This window comes from Micromonospora sp. NPDC057141 (genome assembly GCF_042670805.1).
GTDB lineage: Bacteria > Actinomycetota > Actinomycetes > Mycobacteriales > Micromonosporaceae > Micromonospora.
Map to the genome: position 1 here is coordinate 1 of NZ_JBHUVA010000001.1, position 15,725 is coordinate 15,725.

The following is a 15,725-nucleotide window of genomic DNA, read 5'->3' on the forward strand; positions in this document are numbered from 1 at the left end:
GTCGTTGCTCGTCAGCGGGCGTACACCGACATCTCCCAGAGGGAGAAGCCGTAGGACGTGGCCCGGGTGAGGCCGCGCATCCGCACGTACCGCGTGGTTTCGGCCGGGAACGCGACCACGTCGGTGCCGCCGTCGCCGGCCGTGGTGGACCACACCGTGTGCCAGGTCGTGCCGTCGGCGGAGACCTCGATCCGGTACGAGCGCGCGTACGCCGACTCCCACGCGAGCGCCACCCGGCCCACCGGCCGGGCCGAGCCCAGGTCGACCGTCAGCGTCTGGTCGTCGGCCCAGGAGCTGGCCCACCGGGTGCCCAGGTCCCCGTCGACGGCCTTGGCGGCGGCGTAGCCGAGCTGGGCGCTCGACGCGGTCACCGGCTTCCCGGCGGCGAGGTTGGACACGTCGTCGCCGCGCCTGGCCGGGAACGACACCACCTGCTGGTAGGTGGGCCGGTTCTGCCAGGCGATCGGGGCGTGCTTGATCCCGCCCAGGGGCGACTGGACGATCGCGTCGGCGCACCACTGGTCGCCGGCGGAGCAGGTGGCGTCGCCCGGGTAGGTGGTGGTGGCCGGGGTCGCGGCGGCTGCCGTCAGCGTGTCGAGCAGGATCTGCCGGCAGCCGGCGACGGCGCCGCCGCCGCAGTAGGTGCGGCCGAGGCCGCCGGCGACCGGGTCGCCGAGGACCGCGCGCAGGTCCTTGTCGACGTACCCCCACCAGCCGTACTGGAACGACGAGCCCTTGTGGGCCAGGGCCTCGTTGGCGGAGGTGGGCAGGCTGGACTTGTCGCCCTGCTGGTGCCCGGAGGGGGACTCGTTGATCTGAAGGGCGTTGATCAGCGACTGGTACAGGTCGGGGCCGAGCTGGTCGCGGAACATGCCCCGCACCAGCAGCGGCCACCAGGCGTCGAAGGTGCGGATGGCGTCGGCGTGCTGGTAGACCTTCGAGCCCTTGGCCGTCTCCACCCGCAGCGCGCCGGCCTGCCGCCAGGCTTTCAGCCTCGCGATCTCGGCGGCCAGGGCGGCGTCGCCGACGGGCTGGCTCTCCAACACCCGGATCAGCTCGTCGAGCACCTCGACCCCACGCAGGTCGGTGACGCCGGCGCGCTCCACCAGCTCGGTCAGCGTGGCCCGGTCGTACTTCTTCCCGGCGGCGATGCCGGCCTTCAGCGGCTTGTCGAGCAGGTCGCCCCGGTGCACCGCGCCGAAGCTGAAGTTGCCGTCGGCCCCGCCGAAGTCCTTGGCCTGCTTGTTGTTCCAGCTGATGTAGTAGTCCTGGTCCACCGAGTTGGGGTGGGCCGAGCGCGGCGCGTAGCTGGCGGTGTTCGTGTCGGGCTGGAAGCCCTGCCACTCGTACGCGGGCTCCGCCTTCATCGGCAGGTTCGGGTTGGACCCGGCCGCGCGCAGCGGGTTGAGCCCCGAGTTGAAGTACGCCGACTGGGTGGAGTTGACGTAGAACCAGTTGAACGCGTACTCGACGTTGCCCGCCGAGGCGACGAAGGCGTCGGCGGTGCCCATCTGCGTCGGGTCGTTGAACATCTGGAAGCCGATCGCGGAGTCCGCCTCGTGCCGGTAGGTGGAGCGCAGCTGGGTGAACGCGTGCGGCTTGCCGCCGACGGTCCCGCGCCAGGCGACCAGGCCGAGCTTCGTGCGCCACGCCACCAGCTTGTACGACCCGGCGGGCGTCGTGTCGGCGGCCGTCGGCTTCCACTTGTTGGTGTGCGCGAGCTGCTCCATCGCCACGCACTGCCCCCGGAAGAGGTAGTGGTCGCTGGCCAGCGTCGGCGCGCTGCCGTCGGTGGTGCACAGCGGCACCGCGTAGGTGTCGGTGATGTCGTGGATCGACGAGGTGGCGCTCCAGGCGTAGTCCTGGCCCCGGCCGAGCAGCACGTAGAGGTTGAGGCCGGCGAACGCCGCGCCCCGGGCGCTGATCCCCGGGCCCTGCAACTCCTGGATCATCAGCAGCTGGGGGGAGAAGTAGCCGGTCTGCGGCCCGAACACGGCCACCGGGTGCCCGGTCGCGGAGTTGGCGGCGGAGACGACGGCCGCGTTGGACATGCCCCGGTGGGCCGGGTCGATGGTCAGCCCGGACAGCGCGGCGGCCAGCTCCGAGCCGCTGCCGGCGGTGGCCCTGCTGGTGGCGGAGCCGGTGGGGTCGGTGAAGATCGGCTCCACCGTGGCCGTGCCGGCGTCGGGCAGCGCCACGCTCGCCGCGTCGGGGGAGGCGGAACCGTACGGGAAGCTCTGCCCGTCGTGCAGGGTCAGCACCGTCTCCGGGTCGTTCTGGTTGCGGAAGCCCGCCCACACCTTGTCGCCCTCGGTCGGGCCGTACTTGGCGCGGGCGGCGATGCGGACCAGCGCGGACTGCATCTCGGTGCCGCCCCCGCCGCCGAACAGGCCGCCGACCACGCCGGCGATCGCGATGAGGTCGGTCATCGTGAACGGCTCCGGGCCGCCCTCGTTGGTGATCGCGTCGAGGTGCCCGGTGAGGACGTACTCGCCGGGGCAGTTGCGCTTGGACATGCAGACGTCGATGTACGCGTTGACGCCGGCCACGTACTCCTGGACGTCGGCGTAGAGCTGCTCGCCGCGCGGGCCCTTGGCGCGCAGCGCCTCGACCTGCGCCGCCAGGTCCGCCTCGTGGTACGGCGAGTTGCGCCAGACGCTCTGCTCCAGCTCCCGGTTGCTGGGGGCCCCGCCGGCGAACGGGGTGAGGGTGCCCCGGCCGACGTGGCGCATCAGGTCCATGGTGAACAGCCGGTCCTCGGCGCCGACGTAGCCGGCCCCGTACATGGTGCCGCCCCGGGTGGTGCCGGTGACGTGCGGGACGCCGGTGGCCCGGTCCCGCACGACCCGCACGTCGGCGCGGGGCGAGTAGTCCCGCTCGACCTGCCCGGACGGCACCCCGAAGGAGGCGTCGTTGAAGAAGGTGCCGATCTGCTCGGGGCGCAGGCCGGCGTAGCCGTAGACGAGGTCGGCGTACTTGCCGAGCTGGTCGGCGGAGTGCCGGGGCAGCGTGCCGAGGGTCTGGTTGGCGAGGATCTCGACGAGGGTGGCGTTGCCGTTCTGGCCGGGCGGCACGATGTCGCCGCACTCGCCGAGGCAGTAGTCGTCGGCGGCGAAGGCGCTGGTGACGGCTGCCTTCGCGGCGGCGGCGCTCGCGGGCGTCGTGGTCGGGGTGGGGGCGGCGACGAGCAGGGCGGCGACGCCGACGGCGGCGGTCGCGCCGGCCAGCAGGCGACGCGGGGCGGTGGGACGGGGCATGGTGATCCTCCGAGCGGTGGGGATCATGACGGGGGTGGGGGGGTGACGATCATTACATGAAGAACATTCAGTTACCGGATGGTAGGCGTCCCGCCGCGAGATTGGAAGACGTCAATCAGCATGTCGCGCGCCGGTTACCCGCGAGTATTGAACCGGCGGGGTTCCTTGGATAACCTTCGATCCCCCGGGCTGGTGCCGGCCAAACCGGACCCCACTGTCTGGAAGGGACGTCGGATGAGAACCACCCGCCTGCTCGCGTCCGTGGCGCTGCTGGCCGCGCTGCTGCCCCCGTCCGCGCCGGCCGCCGCCGCGCCCGCGCCCGGGGCCGCGACCGCCCCCACCCCCGTGCCCGCGCTCGCCGCCTCGGGCGGCTTCTCGGTGCTCACCTACAACGTCGCCGGCCTGCCCGAGCCGCTGTCCAGCGGCAACCCGGCGGCCAACACCCGGCCCATCGGCGAGCGGGTCAACGCCTACGACATCGTGCACGTCCAGGAGGACTTCAACTACCACGCCGACCTGTACGCCACCGACCGGCACCCGTACCGCACCGCCACCAGCGGGGGAGTGCCCTTCGGCGACGGCCTCAACACGATGTCGACCCACCCGGTGTCGGACTTCGTCCGGGTGCGCTGGGACGACTGCAACGGCACCGACTGCCTCACCCCGAAGGGCTTCACCCGGTCCCGGATCCGGCTCGCCGAGGGCGTCTTCGTGGACTTCTACGACGTGCACACCAACGCCGGCAGCGACGAGCCGGACCTCGCCGCCCGACGGTCCAACGTCGACCAGCTCTCCGCGTACGTCCAGGCGAACTCCGCCGGCAACGCGGTGATCGTGGCCGGCGACCTCAACGTCCGCTACACCCGCACCGGCGACAACATCCGCGACATGGTGGCCGCCAACGGCCTCACCGACGTGTGGGTGCAGCAGGAACGCGCCGGGGTGCCCCCGGCCGCCGGCAGCCCGGCGCTGACCTGCGACCCGGCCAACGTCACCAACGCCTGCGAGGTGGTCGACAAGATCCTCTACCGGGGCAACCGGCTGATCGACCTCGACCTCGTGCGCTACCACAACGAGCACGCCGCGTTCCTGGACCCGGCCGGCGCGCCGCTGTCCGACCACTACCCGCACGCCGCCTGGTTCTCCTGGGCCCTCGCCGACGGGCTGCGCGCCAGCGACACCTGGGGCGGCCCGCACGGCGCCCCGTTCACCGACCTCGACGCCGTCGGCCCCCGGGTCACCACCGTCTCGCTGCGCGGCGGCTCCCGGCTCGACCAGATCGGCGTACGCCTCGCCGACGGCGCGACCCTCACCCACGGCGGCACGGGCGGCACCCCGGCGAGCCTGACCCTGGCCGAGGGCGAGTACGTCGACCAGGTCACCCTCACCCAGGGCAAGAAGGACGGCCGGACCCGGATCTTCTCCGCCCGGCTGACCACCAACCTCGGCCGTACCCTGGCCGGGGGCAGCCCGACCGCCGACGCGGTGACCTTCACCGCGCCCCCCGGCGGGCGGCTCGCCGGGTTCTTCGGCCGCAGCGGCAGCGAGGTGGACCAGCTCGGCGTGCTCTGGAGTGTCGGGGCCGGCGGCTAGTCTTCGGGCGTGGCTGACCCGTCGACCTACCGCCCCGCACCCGGCACCATCCCCGAGGCCCCGGGGGTCTACCGGTTCCGCGACGGCACCGGCCGGGTGATCTACGTCGGCAAGGCGAAGAACCTGCGCAGCAGGCTCAACTCCTACTTCGGCGACCTGTGGGGGCTGCACCAGCGCACCCAGCAGATGGTCACCACGGCCGAGTCGGTCGACTGGGTCACCGTGGGCACCGAGGTCGAGGCCCTCCAGCTCGAATACACCTGGATCAAGCAGTACGACCCCCGGTTCAACGTCCGCTACCGCGACGACAAGTCCTACCCCTACCTCGCCGTCACCCTCGACGAGGAGTTCCCCAGGCTCCAGGTGTTGCGCGGGGCCAAGCGCAAGGGCGTGCGCTATTTCGGGCCCTATTCGCACGCCTGGGCCATCCGCGAGACGCTCGACCTGCTGCTGCGGGTCTTCCCGGCGCGGACCTGCTCGGCCGGCGTGTTCAAGCGGGCCGGGCAGGTCGGCCGCCCCTGCCTGCTGGGCTACATCGGCAAGTGCTCCGCCCCGTGCGTCGGCAGCGTCACCGCGCAGGAGCACCGGGGCATCGTCGACGGCTTCTGCGAGTTCATGGCCGGGCGCACCGACACCATGGTCCGCCGGCTCGAACGCGAGATGACCGAGGCCAGCGAGGCGCTGGAGTTCGAGAAGGCCGCCCGGCTGCGCGACGACGTCGCGGCGCTGCGCCGGGCCATGGAGAAGCAGACCGTGGTGCTCGGCGACGGCACCGACGCCGACGTGGTCGCGTTCGCCGACGACCCCCTGGAGGCCGCCGTCCAGGTCTTCCACGTCCGCGACGGCCGGGTGCGCGGCCAGCGCGGCTGGGTGGTGGAGAAGACGGAGGACCTGAGCGCCGGCGACCTGGTGCACCACTTCTGCACCCAGGTCTACGGCGGCGAGCGGGGCGAGGCCGACGTGCCCCGCGAGCTGCTGGTGCCCGCCCTGCCCGCCGACGCCGACGCGCTCGCCGACTGGCTGACCGGCCGCCGGGGCAGCCGGGTGTCGCTGCGGGTGCCGCAGCGCGGCGACAAGCGTTCCCTGCTGGAGACGGTGCAGCGCAACGCGTCCGACGCGTTGGCCCGGCACAAGCTCAAGCGCGGCAGCGACCTGACCACCCGGGGCCGGGCCCTCGACGAGATCAGCGACGCGCTGGGCATGCGCACCTCGCCGCTGCGCATCGAGTGCTTCGACGTCTCCCAGATCCAGGGCACCGACGTGGTGGCCAGCATGGTCGTCTTCGAGGACGGCCTGCCCCGCAAGAGCGAATACCGCCGGTTCGTCGTGCGGGGGGCCACCGACGACCTGTCCGCCATGTCGGAGGTGCTGCGCCGCCGCTTCGCCCGCTACCTGGAAGCCCGCGCCGAGACCGGTGAGCTGGGGGAGGAGACCGCCGCCGACCCCGACCGGCCGGGCATCGACCCGACGACGGGCCGGCCGCGCCGGTTCGCGTACCCGCCGCAGTTGGTCGTGGTCGACGGCGGCGCGCCGCAGGTCGCGGCGGCGGCCCAGGCCCTCGCGGAGCTGGGCGTCGACGACGTGGCGCTGTGCGGCCTGGCCAAGCGGCTGGAGGAGGTGTGGCTGCCCGACGACGAGTTCCCGGTCATCCTGCCGCGCACCTCCGAGGGGCTCTACCTGCTGCAACGGGTGCGCGACGAGGCGCACCGGTTCGCCATCACCTTCCACCGGCAGCGCCGCTCCAAGCGGATGACGGAGTCGGCGCTGGACGCGGTGCCCGGCCTCGGCGAGGTGCGGCGCACGGCGCTGCTGCGCCACTTCGGCTCGCTCAAGCGGCTCGCGGCGGCGTCGGTGGAGGAGATGGCGGAGGTCCCGGGTGTCGGCCGGCGCACCGCCGAGGCGATCGCCGCAGCCCTCAACCCCGAGGCGGGCCCACGGCCCGCCGGGGCCGACGCGGTGGGTGACAGCTAAATTATTGACGACAATCTATGGCGTCGAGGGCGCTCGTGTGTCCATGATGTCGGCGGTACGGCTGTCCGTAGGTCCGCCCACCCTGTCGCCTGACGTGCGCGCCGGGCCGGGCCCGGGCGCGTCGCGCACGTCAGGGGAGACAACCATGACACCGGCAGGACACCGCAGAGCCTCCTCGCTCCGGTCCGGCATCGTGGCCGCAGTGGCCCTGCTGGCCCTCGCCGTGCCCGCCGCGCCCGCGCTCGCCGCCCCGGCCGAGGGCGAGATCCTCGCCGCCGGCGGCCCCGACGCCGTGGCCGGCTCCTACGTCGTCGTGCTGCGGAACGCCGCCGTCGCGGCCGACGCCGTGCCCGCCACCGCCCGTCGCCTCACCTCCCGGCAGGGCGGCGACGTCGGCCTGGTCTACCGGCACGCCCTGCGCGGCTTCGAGGCCCGGCTGTCCGAGCGGGGCGCGCGCCGGCTCGCCGCCGACCCGGCGGTGGCCTCGGTGACGCAGAACCGCACGGTGTCCGCGTCCGACGTGCAGACCCCGACCGCGTCCTGGGGCCTCGACCGGATCGACCAGCGCGCGCTGCCGCTCGACAACTCGTTCACCTACCCCCGCGCCTCGGCGGCCGTGCGGGCCTACGTGATCGACTCGGGCATCAACCTCGCCCACGGCGAGTTCGCCGGCCGGGCGGTGTCCGGCTGGGACTTCATGGACAACGACGCCGACGCCACCGACTGCCAGGGCCACGGCACCCACGTGGCCGGCACGCTCGGCGGCTCCACCTTCGGGGTGGCCAAGAACGTGCAGCTGGTCGCCGTGCGCGTGCTGAGCTGCACCGGTGGCGCCTGGGCCTCGCAGGTCATCGCCGGGGTCGACTGGGTGACCGGCGACCACGACCCCGGGGAACTGGCCGTGGCCAACATGAGCCTCGGCGGCGCGGCGTACGCGCCCATGGTCGAGGCCGTGCGACGGTCGATCGCCGACGGGGTCACCTACGCGGTGGCCGCGGGCAACGAGAACGGCGCCGACGCGTGCACGACCACCCCGGCCGCCGTGCCGGAGGCGATCACGGTGGCCGCCACCGGGGCCACCGACGCGCGCGCCCCGTTCTCCAACATCGGCACCTGCGTCGACCTGTTCGCGCCGGGCGTCGACATCACCTCGGCGTACATCGGCGGCACCGCCTCCACCCGCACGGCCTCCGGGACGTCGATGGCCAGCCCGCACGTCGCCGGGGCCGCCGCGCTGATCCTGGCCGACCACCCGACCCACACCCCGGCGCAGGTGACCCAGGCGCTCCTGGCCGACGCCACCGTCGGGGTGGTGACCGACGCGGGCGCCGGCACGCCGAACCGGCTGCTGCACGTCGACCCCACCACCCCGGCCGACGACTTCACCCTGACCGCCACCCCGGCCAGCGTCACCGTGACCGCCGGTGGCACCGTCTCCACCACGATCGCCGGCACCGTCACCAGGGGCGCGTCCCAGCCGGTCGCGCTGGCGGTCCGGGGCCTGCCCGACGGCGTCACGGCCACGTTCCAGCCCGCGAGCATCTCCTCGAACGGCAGCAGCACGCTCACGATCAGCACCGCGCCGACGGCGCTGGCCGGCACGTACACCGTCACGGTGATCGGCACCGGGACCGCCGCGATCCGCGCGGTGGCCGTCCAGCTGCGCATCGACGACCCGGCCGCCTGCGTCCGCTCGGACGGCACCGACCGGGCGATCACCGACTCCCAGAACCTCTACGCCCCGATCACCGTCACCGGCTGCCCCGGCAACGCCGCCCGCAACAGCACGGTGGAGGTGCACATCGACCACGCCGTCGTCGGGGAACTCGACGTGCGGCTGATCTCGCCCAGGGGCACCTGGTACTTCCTCATGGACCACACCGGCGGGAGCAGCGACCGCATCGACTACACGTTCACCTACGACCTGTCGGCCGAGCCGGCCAACGGCACCTGGAACCTGTACGTCAGCGACAACCTGGCCCAGGGCACCGGGTTCCTCGACTCGTGGAAGATCAACGTGGCGGGCGCGGACCTGCCGGCGCCCGCGTGCGGTGGGGTCGCCACCGCCGACGTGCGGATCCCGGCCTTCGGCACGGTCGAGTCACCCATCAGCGCGCCCGACTGCGGCCGGGCGCCGTCGACCACCAGCTACGTCGAGACCAGCATCGCCCACCGGTACGGCCGGGACATCCGGATCTCCCTCGTCGCGCCGGGCGGGCAGGTGGTCCTGCTCAAGGAGAGCGGCGTGGGGTCCTACAAGGCGGACGCCCGCGAGGCCTTCATCGCCGACCTGTCGGGGAAGCCGACGGGCGGCACCTGGAAGCTGCGGGTCCAGAACGCCGCCGACTACGAGGGGCTGATCGAGGGCTGGAAGCTGACCCTCTGACCGAGCCTGGTCGCCGTCACCCGACCCTCGGCGAGTCGCCGTCGCCCCAGCACAGCCCACCGATGCCGGCCGCGCTGTGGAAGCCGGGATGCCCGGTGACGTCCATGCAGACCTCGCCGTCGGGGCCGGTCCGGCCGCAGAACACCGGCTCGACGTGGTTCCAGGCGTCGGCTCGGGACAGCAGCGCGGCGCTCGCGGGCAACTCGGGGCGCAGGATCGTCAGGCCCTCCGTGTAGACGACGGCCTGGTCGCGGGCCTCCCGCAGGTCGGGTGCCGGGTAGGACAGGTGCAGCGTCCAGCGGCGGTGCATCTCGTGCGCCCCGGCGGGCGGCCGGTTGCGGCCCGAGCCCCGCTCGCGGTCCGTCGTGTAGCGGGTGACCAGGGAATTGGCGTACGACGAGAGAGCGTCCGGCTTCGTCAGCGCGTGCGCGACGGCGGCCCGGACCCGCTCGGACACGTCGGCCCCGTCGAGCATGGCCGCCAGGTCGCGATGAAAGTCGGACTCGGACCACTGCGACGCTTGATTGTCAGTCATCACTACCTCCGGATTCCGGCGAGCGTTCCCGAACACAGAGCGTGCACCATGGCATGCGATCTTGCAACGTAGCAGTGAGGGGTGTTAGATAGCATTCGTCTGACCCGTGTCCCCAGCCGTACTCCTGCGGAGGTTTGCTATGGCATCGACTGCAAGCCCGACGATTCGTGCGCGTCGACTGCGTCGTGAGCTGCGACGCCTGCGCGCCCAGCGAGGGTTGACGGTCGATGAGGTTGCTCGTTCGCTGGGCTGGCATCGAGCGAAGGTGATCCGCATCGAGCAGGGGCATAGCGGGGTCGCCTCGGACGGGTTGCGGAAGCTTCTGGATCTCTACGAGGCGTCTCCCGAGGAACGGGATGCGTTGGCCAGCCTCGCGCGCCAGGCGCGGCAGAAGGGCTGGTGGAGCGCGTACGGCGATGTCCTGCCCGACGACTATGTGGGGTTCGAGGCGGAGGCGACAGCGATCAGCACGTTCCAGAGCCTCTACATTCCCGGGCTGTTGCAGACGGAGGAGTACGCGCGCGCGATCATCCACGCAGGGCGGACCACCGCCAACAAGGAGGAAGTTGATCGAGTCATCGCTGCGCGTCAGGCTCGGAAGGTACTGCTTGCGCGGGATGTGCCGCCGAAGCTCTGGATCATTCTGGACGAGGCTGCGATTCGGCGGATCGTCGGCGGCGCCAAGGTCATGCGTGCTCAACTGGCGCGCATTGTCGAGGCATGGCAACTGCCGACGGTTGAGGTGCAGGTGCTGCCCTTCGCTGCGGGCGCGCACGCTTCGATGGGTGGTGCCTTCACCATCCTTGACTACGCAGAGGCGACGCTCGACCCGACCATCGTCTACGTGGACAACGACACCAACACACTCCTGCTGGAAGAGGACCAGCAGGTATCGCGATATAGACTCGTCTTCGACCACCTACGTGCGAAGGCGCTTGACCCTGACCAGTCTGCTGACTTCCTCGTCAGGATCTCCGCCGAGCTTCAAGACTGAGTCTTGGCCTGAGGAGCACTGCGATGACCTCGCCTGACCTTGCAAACGTGACGTGGCGAAAGAGTGCGCGTAGCAGTGCGAATGGGTCTGATTGTGTCGAGGTGGCAGAAACCTCTTCCGCGTTGGCGGTGCGGGACTCCAAGGACCCGGGTGGTCCTGCGCTCCTCTTCGACCGGGACGCCTGGTCGTCGTTCGTCGTCGGCCTGCGGCGCAGCCTGCGCGGCTGATCCCTCGCCGAGTTGGTCTCGCCGCCCTGATGCCGGCGGCATCAGGCACACCCGGTTAGATGGCCGGATGGCGGTAAGCATCGACATCGAAGCCCTGCGAGACGCGGCCGGTTCCGCGGCCTGGGCCGCGGCGGACACGTTGCGGGCAGCCGGCCAGCCGGCAGAGTTCGTGCCGGTCGGCGGGGGAGCGTCCGGCGTGATCCGGGAGGCTGGGCAGCCGCCGTACGAGGTCTGGGTGGGCATCACGGCGGACGGCTTCACCGCCGAGTGCGACTGCCCGGACGGCGCTGGGCTGTGCGCGCACGCGGTGGCCCTCACCCTCGTCGCCCTGGAGGACGACCTGCCGTGGTCCTCGGCGGCCACCCCACCGTCAGTCCTGAGCATCGACACCAAGGTCGCCGAGCTGGCGGAGGTCGCGCGCGGCATCCCCGCGCGTCGGCTCACGATGCTGGTCGCCGAGTGGGCGGCCACGGATCGCGTGCTGGAGAGCGCGCTGTTGGCGCGCGCCGGCCGGCTCGCGCCCCCGAGCGCCGCCGAACTCGACGACCTCCGCCGCACGATCGACGGCCTGGTCCACGAGGCGGCCGACGACCGGTACTGGGATCTGCACGACGTGGAGAAGGCCGGCCGGGCGATGGTCGAGGAGATCGAGGTGCTCGCCCAACGGCCGCCGACCCCGGAGGCGCTGCTGGTGGTCGAGGAGGCCGCCCGCGCCTGGGACCGCATCGTCCCGCCGCTGCTGGACGCCCCGGAGACGTACGAGGAGGAAGTGGCCGAGATCGGCGACGCGCTACGGGCGGCCCATGTCCGGCTCTGCGAGCAGGCGCAGCCGGATCCCGACGAACTGGCCGCCCGGCTGACCGAGATCATCGAGGCGGCCGAGGTCGGCTCCTGCCTCGACGAGCCGTGGGAATACCTCGCCGTGCTGGGCCGCCAGCGGGTCAAGGCGCTGCGGCAGCTCCACTGACGACCGCCGCGCCCGACGCCGACGCTGCTGCCGCCGCCGTGCGTGCTTGTTAGGAAGGGCCCTCTGTACAACAGAAAGCGTTAACAGGGGGCCCTTCCTTGCACTAAGCCCAGGGGGCCAGCGGATACCAGGGGATGATCTCGCGGCGGGCCAGTAGCCGGACGTCCCAGTAGAGGAACGTGAACGCGCCGGCGACGATGAACGCGACCGCCGTCAGCACCGCCAGCCGGCTCGGCCGCTCGGCGAACCACCGTTGCAGGCGGGAGCCGGCGAGCCAGGCCAGCAGCAGGAAGAGCACCGCCATGATGACGATGTTGCCGAGTGACTGGAGCGTGAACGCCGCCGCCCCGTACAACGGGTTGCCGCTCTCGGCGGCGTCGCGGAACATCTGCCGGAACAGCGCGAAGGGCCGCCCGATCAGGAAGCCGGCGATCAACGCGCCCATGAAGACCATGGGCGCGTCGGGGAACCGGCGGGCGATCCGGGCGAACGGGTCCGCGACGATGCCGAGCGACGCCAGGCCGAGGTAGACCATCACCAGGCCGATCAGGCCGAAGACGACCATCGACTGGATGCTGCGCGGCGACAGGCCGCCGGGCGTGGTCGGGGCCGTGGAGAACTGCGGCATGGCGGTGCCGACGAGGCCGACGATCGCACCGTACGTCGCCGACACCGCGATCATTCCGACGGACATCCAGCCCAGGGGCTTCAGCGGCTGGACGAAGCGGCTGAGGCGGCTCCCGGCGGTGGTGCCGGTGAGCGGGGCGATGGCGCCGAAGGCGGCGATGTTGCAGGCGGTGAACGTGCCCGCGATGCCGGAGACGAAGGCGAACACGATGCCCGCCGCGATGCCCTGGATCGGCGTCTCCTTGGCGTCGTGGCCCAGCAGCGTGTCGGCGACGTTGTCGCCGATGGTCTGGTCCACGAACTCGGCCGACCAGACCACGGTCAGCAGGAAGCCGCCGAGCACGCTGAACAGGACGATCAGTGCCCGCCGCCGGGGGAAGTGCCCGTTGACGAAGGTGGACGTTCCCGCCCATGCGGTGTCGGGCCGGATGCCCACGGTGGGTCCGGAAGAACGGTGGGTCCGCGTCACGCTGCGCTCCTCACGCCGAGGGGACGAGACCCGGGCGCGGGCGCGTCGGCGACGCTGGCGACGACGCCCGGACCGGGAGGCCGGCACCGCCGGCTGCGTGGACGTCGCCCGTCAACCCGGTGAAGGCAATTAGATCGATCTGAGTTGATGTCCAACCGCAGTGTGACGTCGTGTCGGCCACCTGACTTCTTCGATCGTGCCCAACCGCGCTCACGCCTCGTGCGGGCGTCGTTCCAAGGCGGGCGGTTGCCTGCGGGGGCACCCCGCCATCACGTGCGAGCCTTGTGGATCGCGTCGGCGGTCGGCCGGGACTCCTCGATCGCTCGGGGCGTACCGATCTTGGACAGTTCCTGTTCAGGCTGAACAGGAACTGTCCAAGATCGGCGGGAGCCGCCCGCATCGGCGCCGGGGAGTCGGGTCACCCGCTGGTCGGCCGGGCCTGCCGCCGCCGCTCGGTCCGGCGATCTTGCGCCTGGGGTCCACGCAAAAGAGGCACAAGGGGTGTATCGGGGGCCGCAAGTGCAAGATCGGCGAGGTGGGTGGGGTGGGGCGGCGGGGTGGGGAAGTGGGTGGGGCGGCGGGGTGGTTGCCGGGGGTTGGGGGCCGGGCGGGATAGAGTTCCAGGTCGGCCATCGCGGTCAGGTCGGCCGTGTGTCATCCGTGGGGAGTGGGCAGTGAACGAGGCGCGGACGCCCGAGGTTCCGGCCGGCGACAGCCCGACAGCGGCGACGGGGTCGGCCACGGAAACGCTGCCGGTCGTCGCGGAAGCGGCGACCCCGGCGGCGGCCGAGGCCGAGACCACCCTGGTGGTGGTGACCGGTGTGTCCGGCGGCGGGCGCAGCACCGTGGCCCGGGCGCTGGAGAACGTCGGCTACTACGTCGTCGACAACCTGCCCCAGGCGCTCATGCTCGACATGGCCGAGCTGGCCGTCAAGGCCGGCGGGGCGGCCCGGCGTACGGCGATGGTGCTGGACGTGCGCTCGCGCGCCTTCTCCACCGACCTGGCCGGGGCGATCCGGGAGCTGAAGGACCGGGGCTTCTCTCCCCGGGTGGTCTTCGTCGACGCCGACGACGAGGTGCTGATCCGCCGGTTCGAGAGTGTCCGGCGCTCCCACCCGTTGCAGGGCGAGGGGCGGCTCGCCGACGGCATCGCCGTGGAGCGGGGCCTGCTGGAGGAGGCCCGCGACCAGGCCGACGTGATCATCGACACCAGCCACCTGAACGTCAACCAGCTGCGCCGCCGGATCGAGGAGCTGTTCGGCGGCGAGGACGCCCGCCGGCTGCGGCTCACCGTGCTCTCCTTCGGCTTCAAGTACGGCCTCCCGCCGGACGCCGACTTCGTCCTCGACGCCCGGTTCCTGCCGAACCCGTACTGGGTGCCCGAGCTGCGGGAACACACCGGGCGGGAGGCGGCGGTCAGCGCGTACGTGCTGGGCCAGGAGGGCGCGGACGCCTTCGTCGGCACGTACGCGGACCTGGTCAACGCCACCACCGTCGGCTTCGAGCGGGAGGGCAAGCGGTACCTGACCGTGGCGGTCGGCTGCACCGGCGGCAAGCACCGCAGCGTCGCCATCGCCGAGGAGTTGGCCGCCCGGCTGCGCCACGCCGGGCTGGCGGCCAACGCCCAGCACCGCGACCTGGGACGGGAATGACGCCGCCGGCAGAGCCGCCGGGCGTGGGCGGCGACCGGGCCGCCGGCCGGCGTACCCGGGTGGTCGCCTTCGGCGGCGGGCACGGCCTGTCGGTGTCCCTGCGGGCGCTGCGCCGGTGCGTGCCCGAGCTCGACCTGGACATCACCGCCGTGGTCACCGTCGGCGACGACGGCGGCTCCAGCGGCCGGCTGCGCGCCCGGCGGGGCGGCCTGCCCCCGGGCGACCTGCGCCAGGCGCTGGTGGCCCTCGCCGGGGACCACCCGGCCACCCGGCGCACCGCCGGGCTGTTCCAGCACCGCTTCGCCGACACGCCCGGGGACCCGGCCGACACCGACGACGGGCTGGCCGGGCACGCCGTCGGCAACCTGGTGCTCTGCGGGCTGATCGAGCTGCTCGGCGACCCGGTGGCCGCCCTGGAACACGCCGGGGCGATGCTCGGCGCGGTGGGCCGGGTGCTGCCGATGTCCCGCCAGCCGGTCGGCATCGAGGCCCGGGTGCGTGGCGCTGACCCGGCGTACCCGGACGAGGTGCGCACGGTGCGTGGCCAGCACCAGGTGGCCGTCACCGGGGGACGGGTGGAGTCGCTGCGGCTGAGCCCGACGACCCCGGCGGCCTGCGCGGAGGCGGTGGCGGCGACGACCGAGGCGGACTGGTTGATCTTCGGGCCCGGCAGCTGGTACACCAGCGTGCTGCCGCACCTGCTCGTGCCGGGGCTGGCCGCCGCGATCGTGGCGAGCCCGGCCCGGCGGCTGGTAACGCTCAACCTCGCGGCGGAGAAGGAGACCCTCGGGCTCTCCCTCGCCGACCACCTGGCCACCCTGCGGCACTACCTGCCCGGGTTGACGGTGGACCTGGTGCTGGCGGACTCCAAGGCGGTGGGCGATCCCGCGCCGGTCGAGCGTGCGGCAGAATCGCTGGGTGCCCGGCTGGTCCTCGCCCCGGTCGCCGTCACCGACGGCGAACCCCGTCACGATCCGACCGCCCTGGGTGCCGCCCTGGTGCCTGTCCTGGGCGCCGATCGTTAAGCACGTACGTAATCTCCGGCGA

Annotated in this window: 11 protein-coding genes; 8 read left to right on the top strand and 3 right to left on the bottom strand. The window is 72.5% G+C overall.

Features of this window, described 5'->3' with window-relative positions; genetic code table 11:
- Positions 1-11: 11 nt before the first annotated feature.
- Positions 12-3,257, bottom strand: coding sequence for a penicillin acylase family protein (locus tag ACFT41_RS00005; RefSeq protein ID WP_377588446.1), 3,246 nt, complete (start codon positions 3,255-3,257; stop codon positions 12-14).
- A 234-nt stretch (positions 3,258-3,491) separates the two neighbouring features.
- Here ACFT41_RS00005 and ACFT41_RS00010 point away from each other — a divergent pair, with 234 nt between their 5' ends.
- From ACFT41_RS00010 to ACFT41_RS00020, 3 genes are all read left to right on the top strand, one after another.
- Positions 3,492-4,850, top strand: coding sequence for a jacalin-like lectin (locus ACFT41_RS00010; protein ID WP_377588447.1), 1,359 nt, complete (start codon positions 3,492-3,494; stop codon positions 4,848-4,850).
- Positions 4,851-4,859: 9 nt separating this feature from the next.
- A complete protein-coding gene (gene uvrC, locus ACFT41_RS00015) occupies positions 4,860-6,821 on the top strand; it encodes an excinuclease ABC subunit UvrC (RefSeq protein ID WP_377588448.1) in 1,962 nt (653 codons plus the stop codon).
- Between the two features lie 145 nt (positions 6,822-6,966).
- Complete coding sequence (locus tag ACFT41_RS00020) at positions 6,967-9,207, top strand: S8 family serine peptidase (protein WP_377588449.1); 2,241 nt, start codon at positions 6,967-6,969, stop codon at positions 9,205-9,207.
- A gap of 16 nt (positions 9,208-9,223) precedes the next feature.
- Here the strand turns inward: ACFT41_RS00020 and ACFT41_RS00025 are convergent, their stop codons facing one another.
- Positions 9,224-9,742 carry a hypothetical protein gene (locus ACFT41_RS00025; protein ID WP_377588450.1) on the bottom strand — a complete coding sequence of 173 codons (519 nt, stop codon included), beginning with the start codon at positions 9,740-9,742 and terminating at the stop codon, positions 9,224-9,226.
- Between the two features lie 139 nt (positions 9,743-9,881).
- Here ACFT41_RS00025 and ACFT41_RS00030 point away from each other — a divergent pair, with 139 nt between their 5' ends.
- From ACFT41_RS00030 to ACFT41_RS00040, 3 genes are all read left to right on the top strand, one after another.
- Positions 9,882-10,736 (top strand): helix-turn-helix domain-containing protein, encoded by an 855-nt coding sequence (locus ACFT41_RS00030; protein WP_377588451.1) that lies wholly within the window; start codon positions 9,882-9,884, stop codon positions 10,734-10,736.
- A gap of 23 nt (positions 10,737-10,759) precedes the next feature.
- On the top strand, positions 10,760-10,963 hold the full coding sequence (locus tag ACFT41_RS00035; protein WP_377588452.1) for a DUF397 domain-containing protein: 204 nt from the start codon (positions 10,760-10,762) through the stop codon (positions 10,961-10,963).
- Between the two features lie 67 nt (positions 10,964-11,030).
- Positions 11,031-11,930, top strand: a complete 900-nt coding sequence (locus ACFT41_RS00040) for an SWIM zinc finger family protein (protein ID WP_377588453.1) — start codon at positions 11,031-11,033, stop codon at positions 11,928-11,930.
- A gap of 103 nt (positions 11,931-12,033) precedes the next feature.
- Here the strand turns inward: ACFT41_RS00040 and ACFT41_RS00045 are convergent, their stop codons facing one another.
- A complete protein-coding gene (locus ACFT41_RS00045; protein WP_377588454.1) occupies positions 12,034-13,026 on the bottom strand; it encodes a hypothetical protein in 993 nt (330 codons plus the stop codon).
- Positions 13,027-13,775: 749 nt separating this feature from the next.
- Between ACFT41_RS00045 and rapZ the strand changes: the two genes are divergently transcribed.
- Together rapZ and yvcK are read left to right on the top strand one after the other, a co-directional pair.
- Complete coding sequence (gene rapZ / locus ACFT41_RS00050; RefSeq protein ID WP_377588464.1) at positions 13,776-14,678, top strand: RNase adapter RapZ; 903 nt, start codon at positions 13,776-13,778, stop codon at positions 14,676-14,678.
- Positions 14,675-15,703: a uridine diphosphate-N-acetylglucosamine-binding protein YvcK gene (yvcK, locus tag ACFT41_RS00055; RefSeq protein WP_377588455.1), complete on the top strand. Its 1,029-nt coding sequence runs from the start codon at positions 14,675-14,677 to the stop codon at positions 15,701-15,703. The genes rapZ and yvcK overlap by 4 nt, the downstream gene beginning before the upstream one ends.
- Positions 15,704-15,725 lie beyond the last annotated feature (22 nt).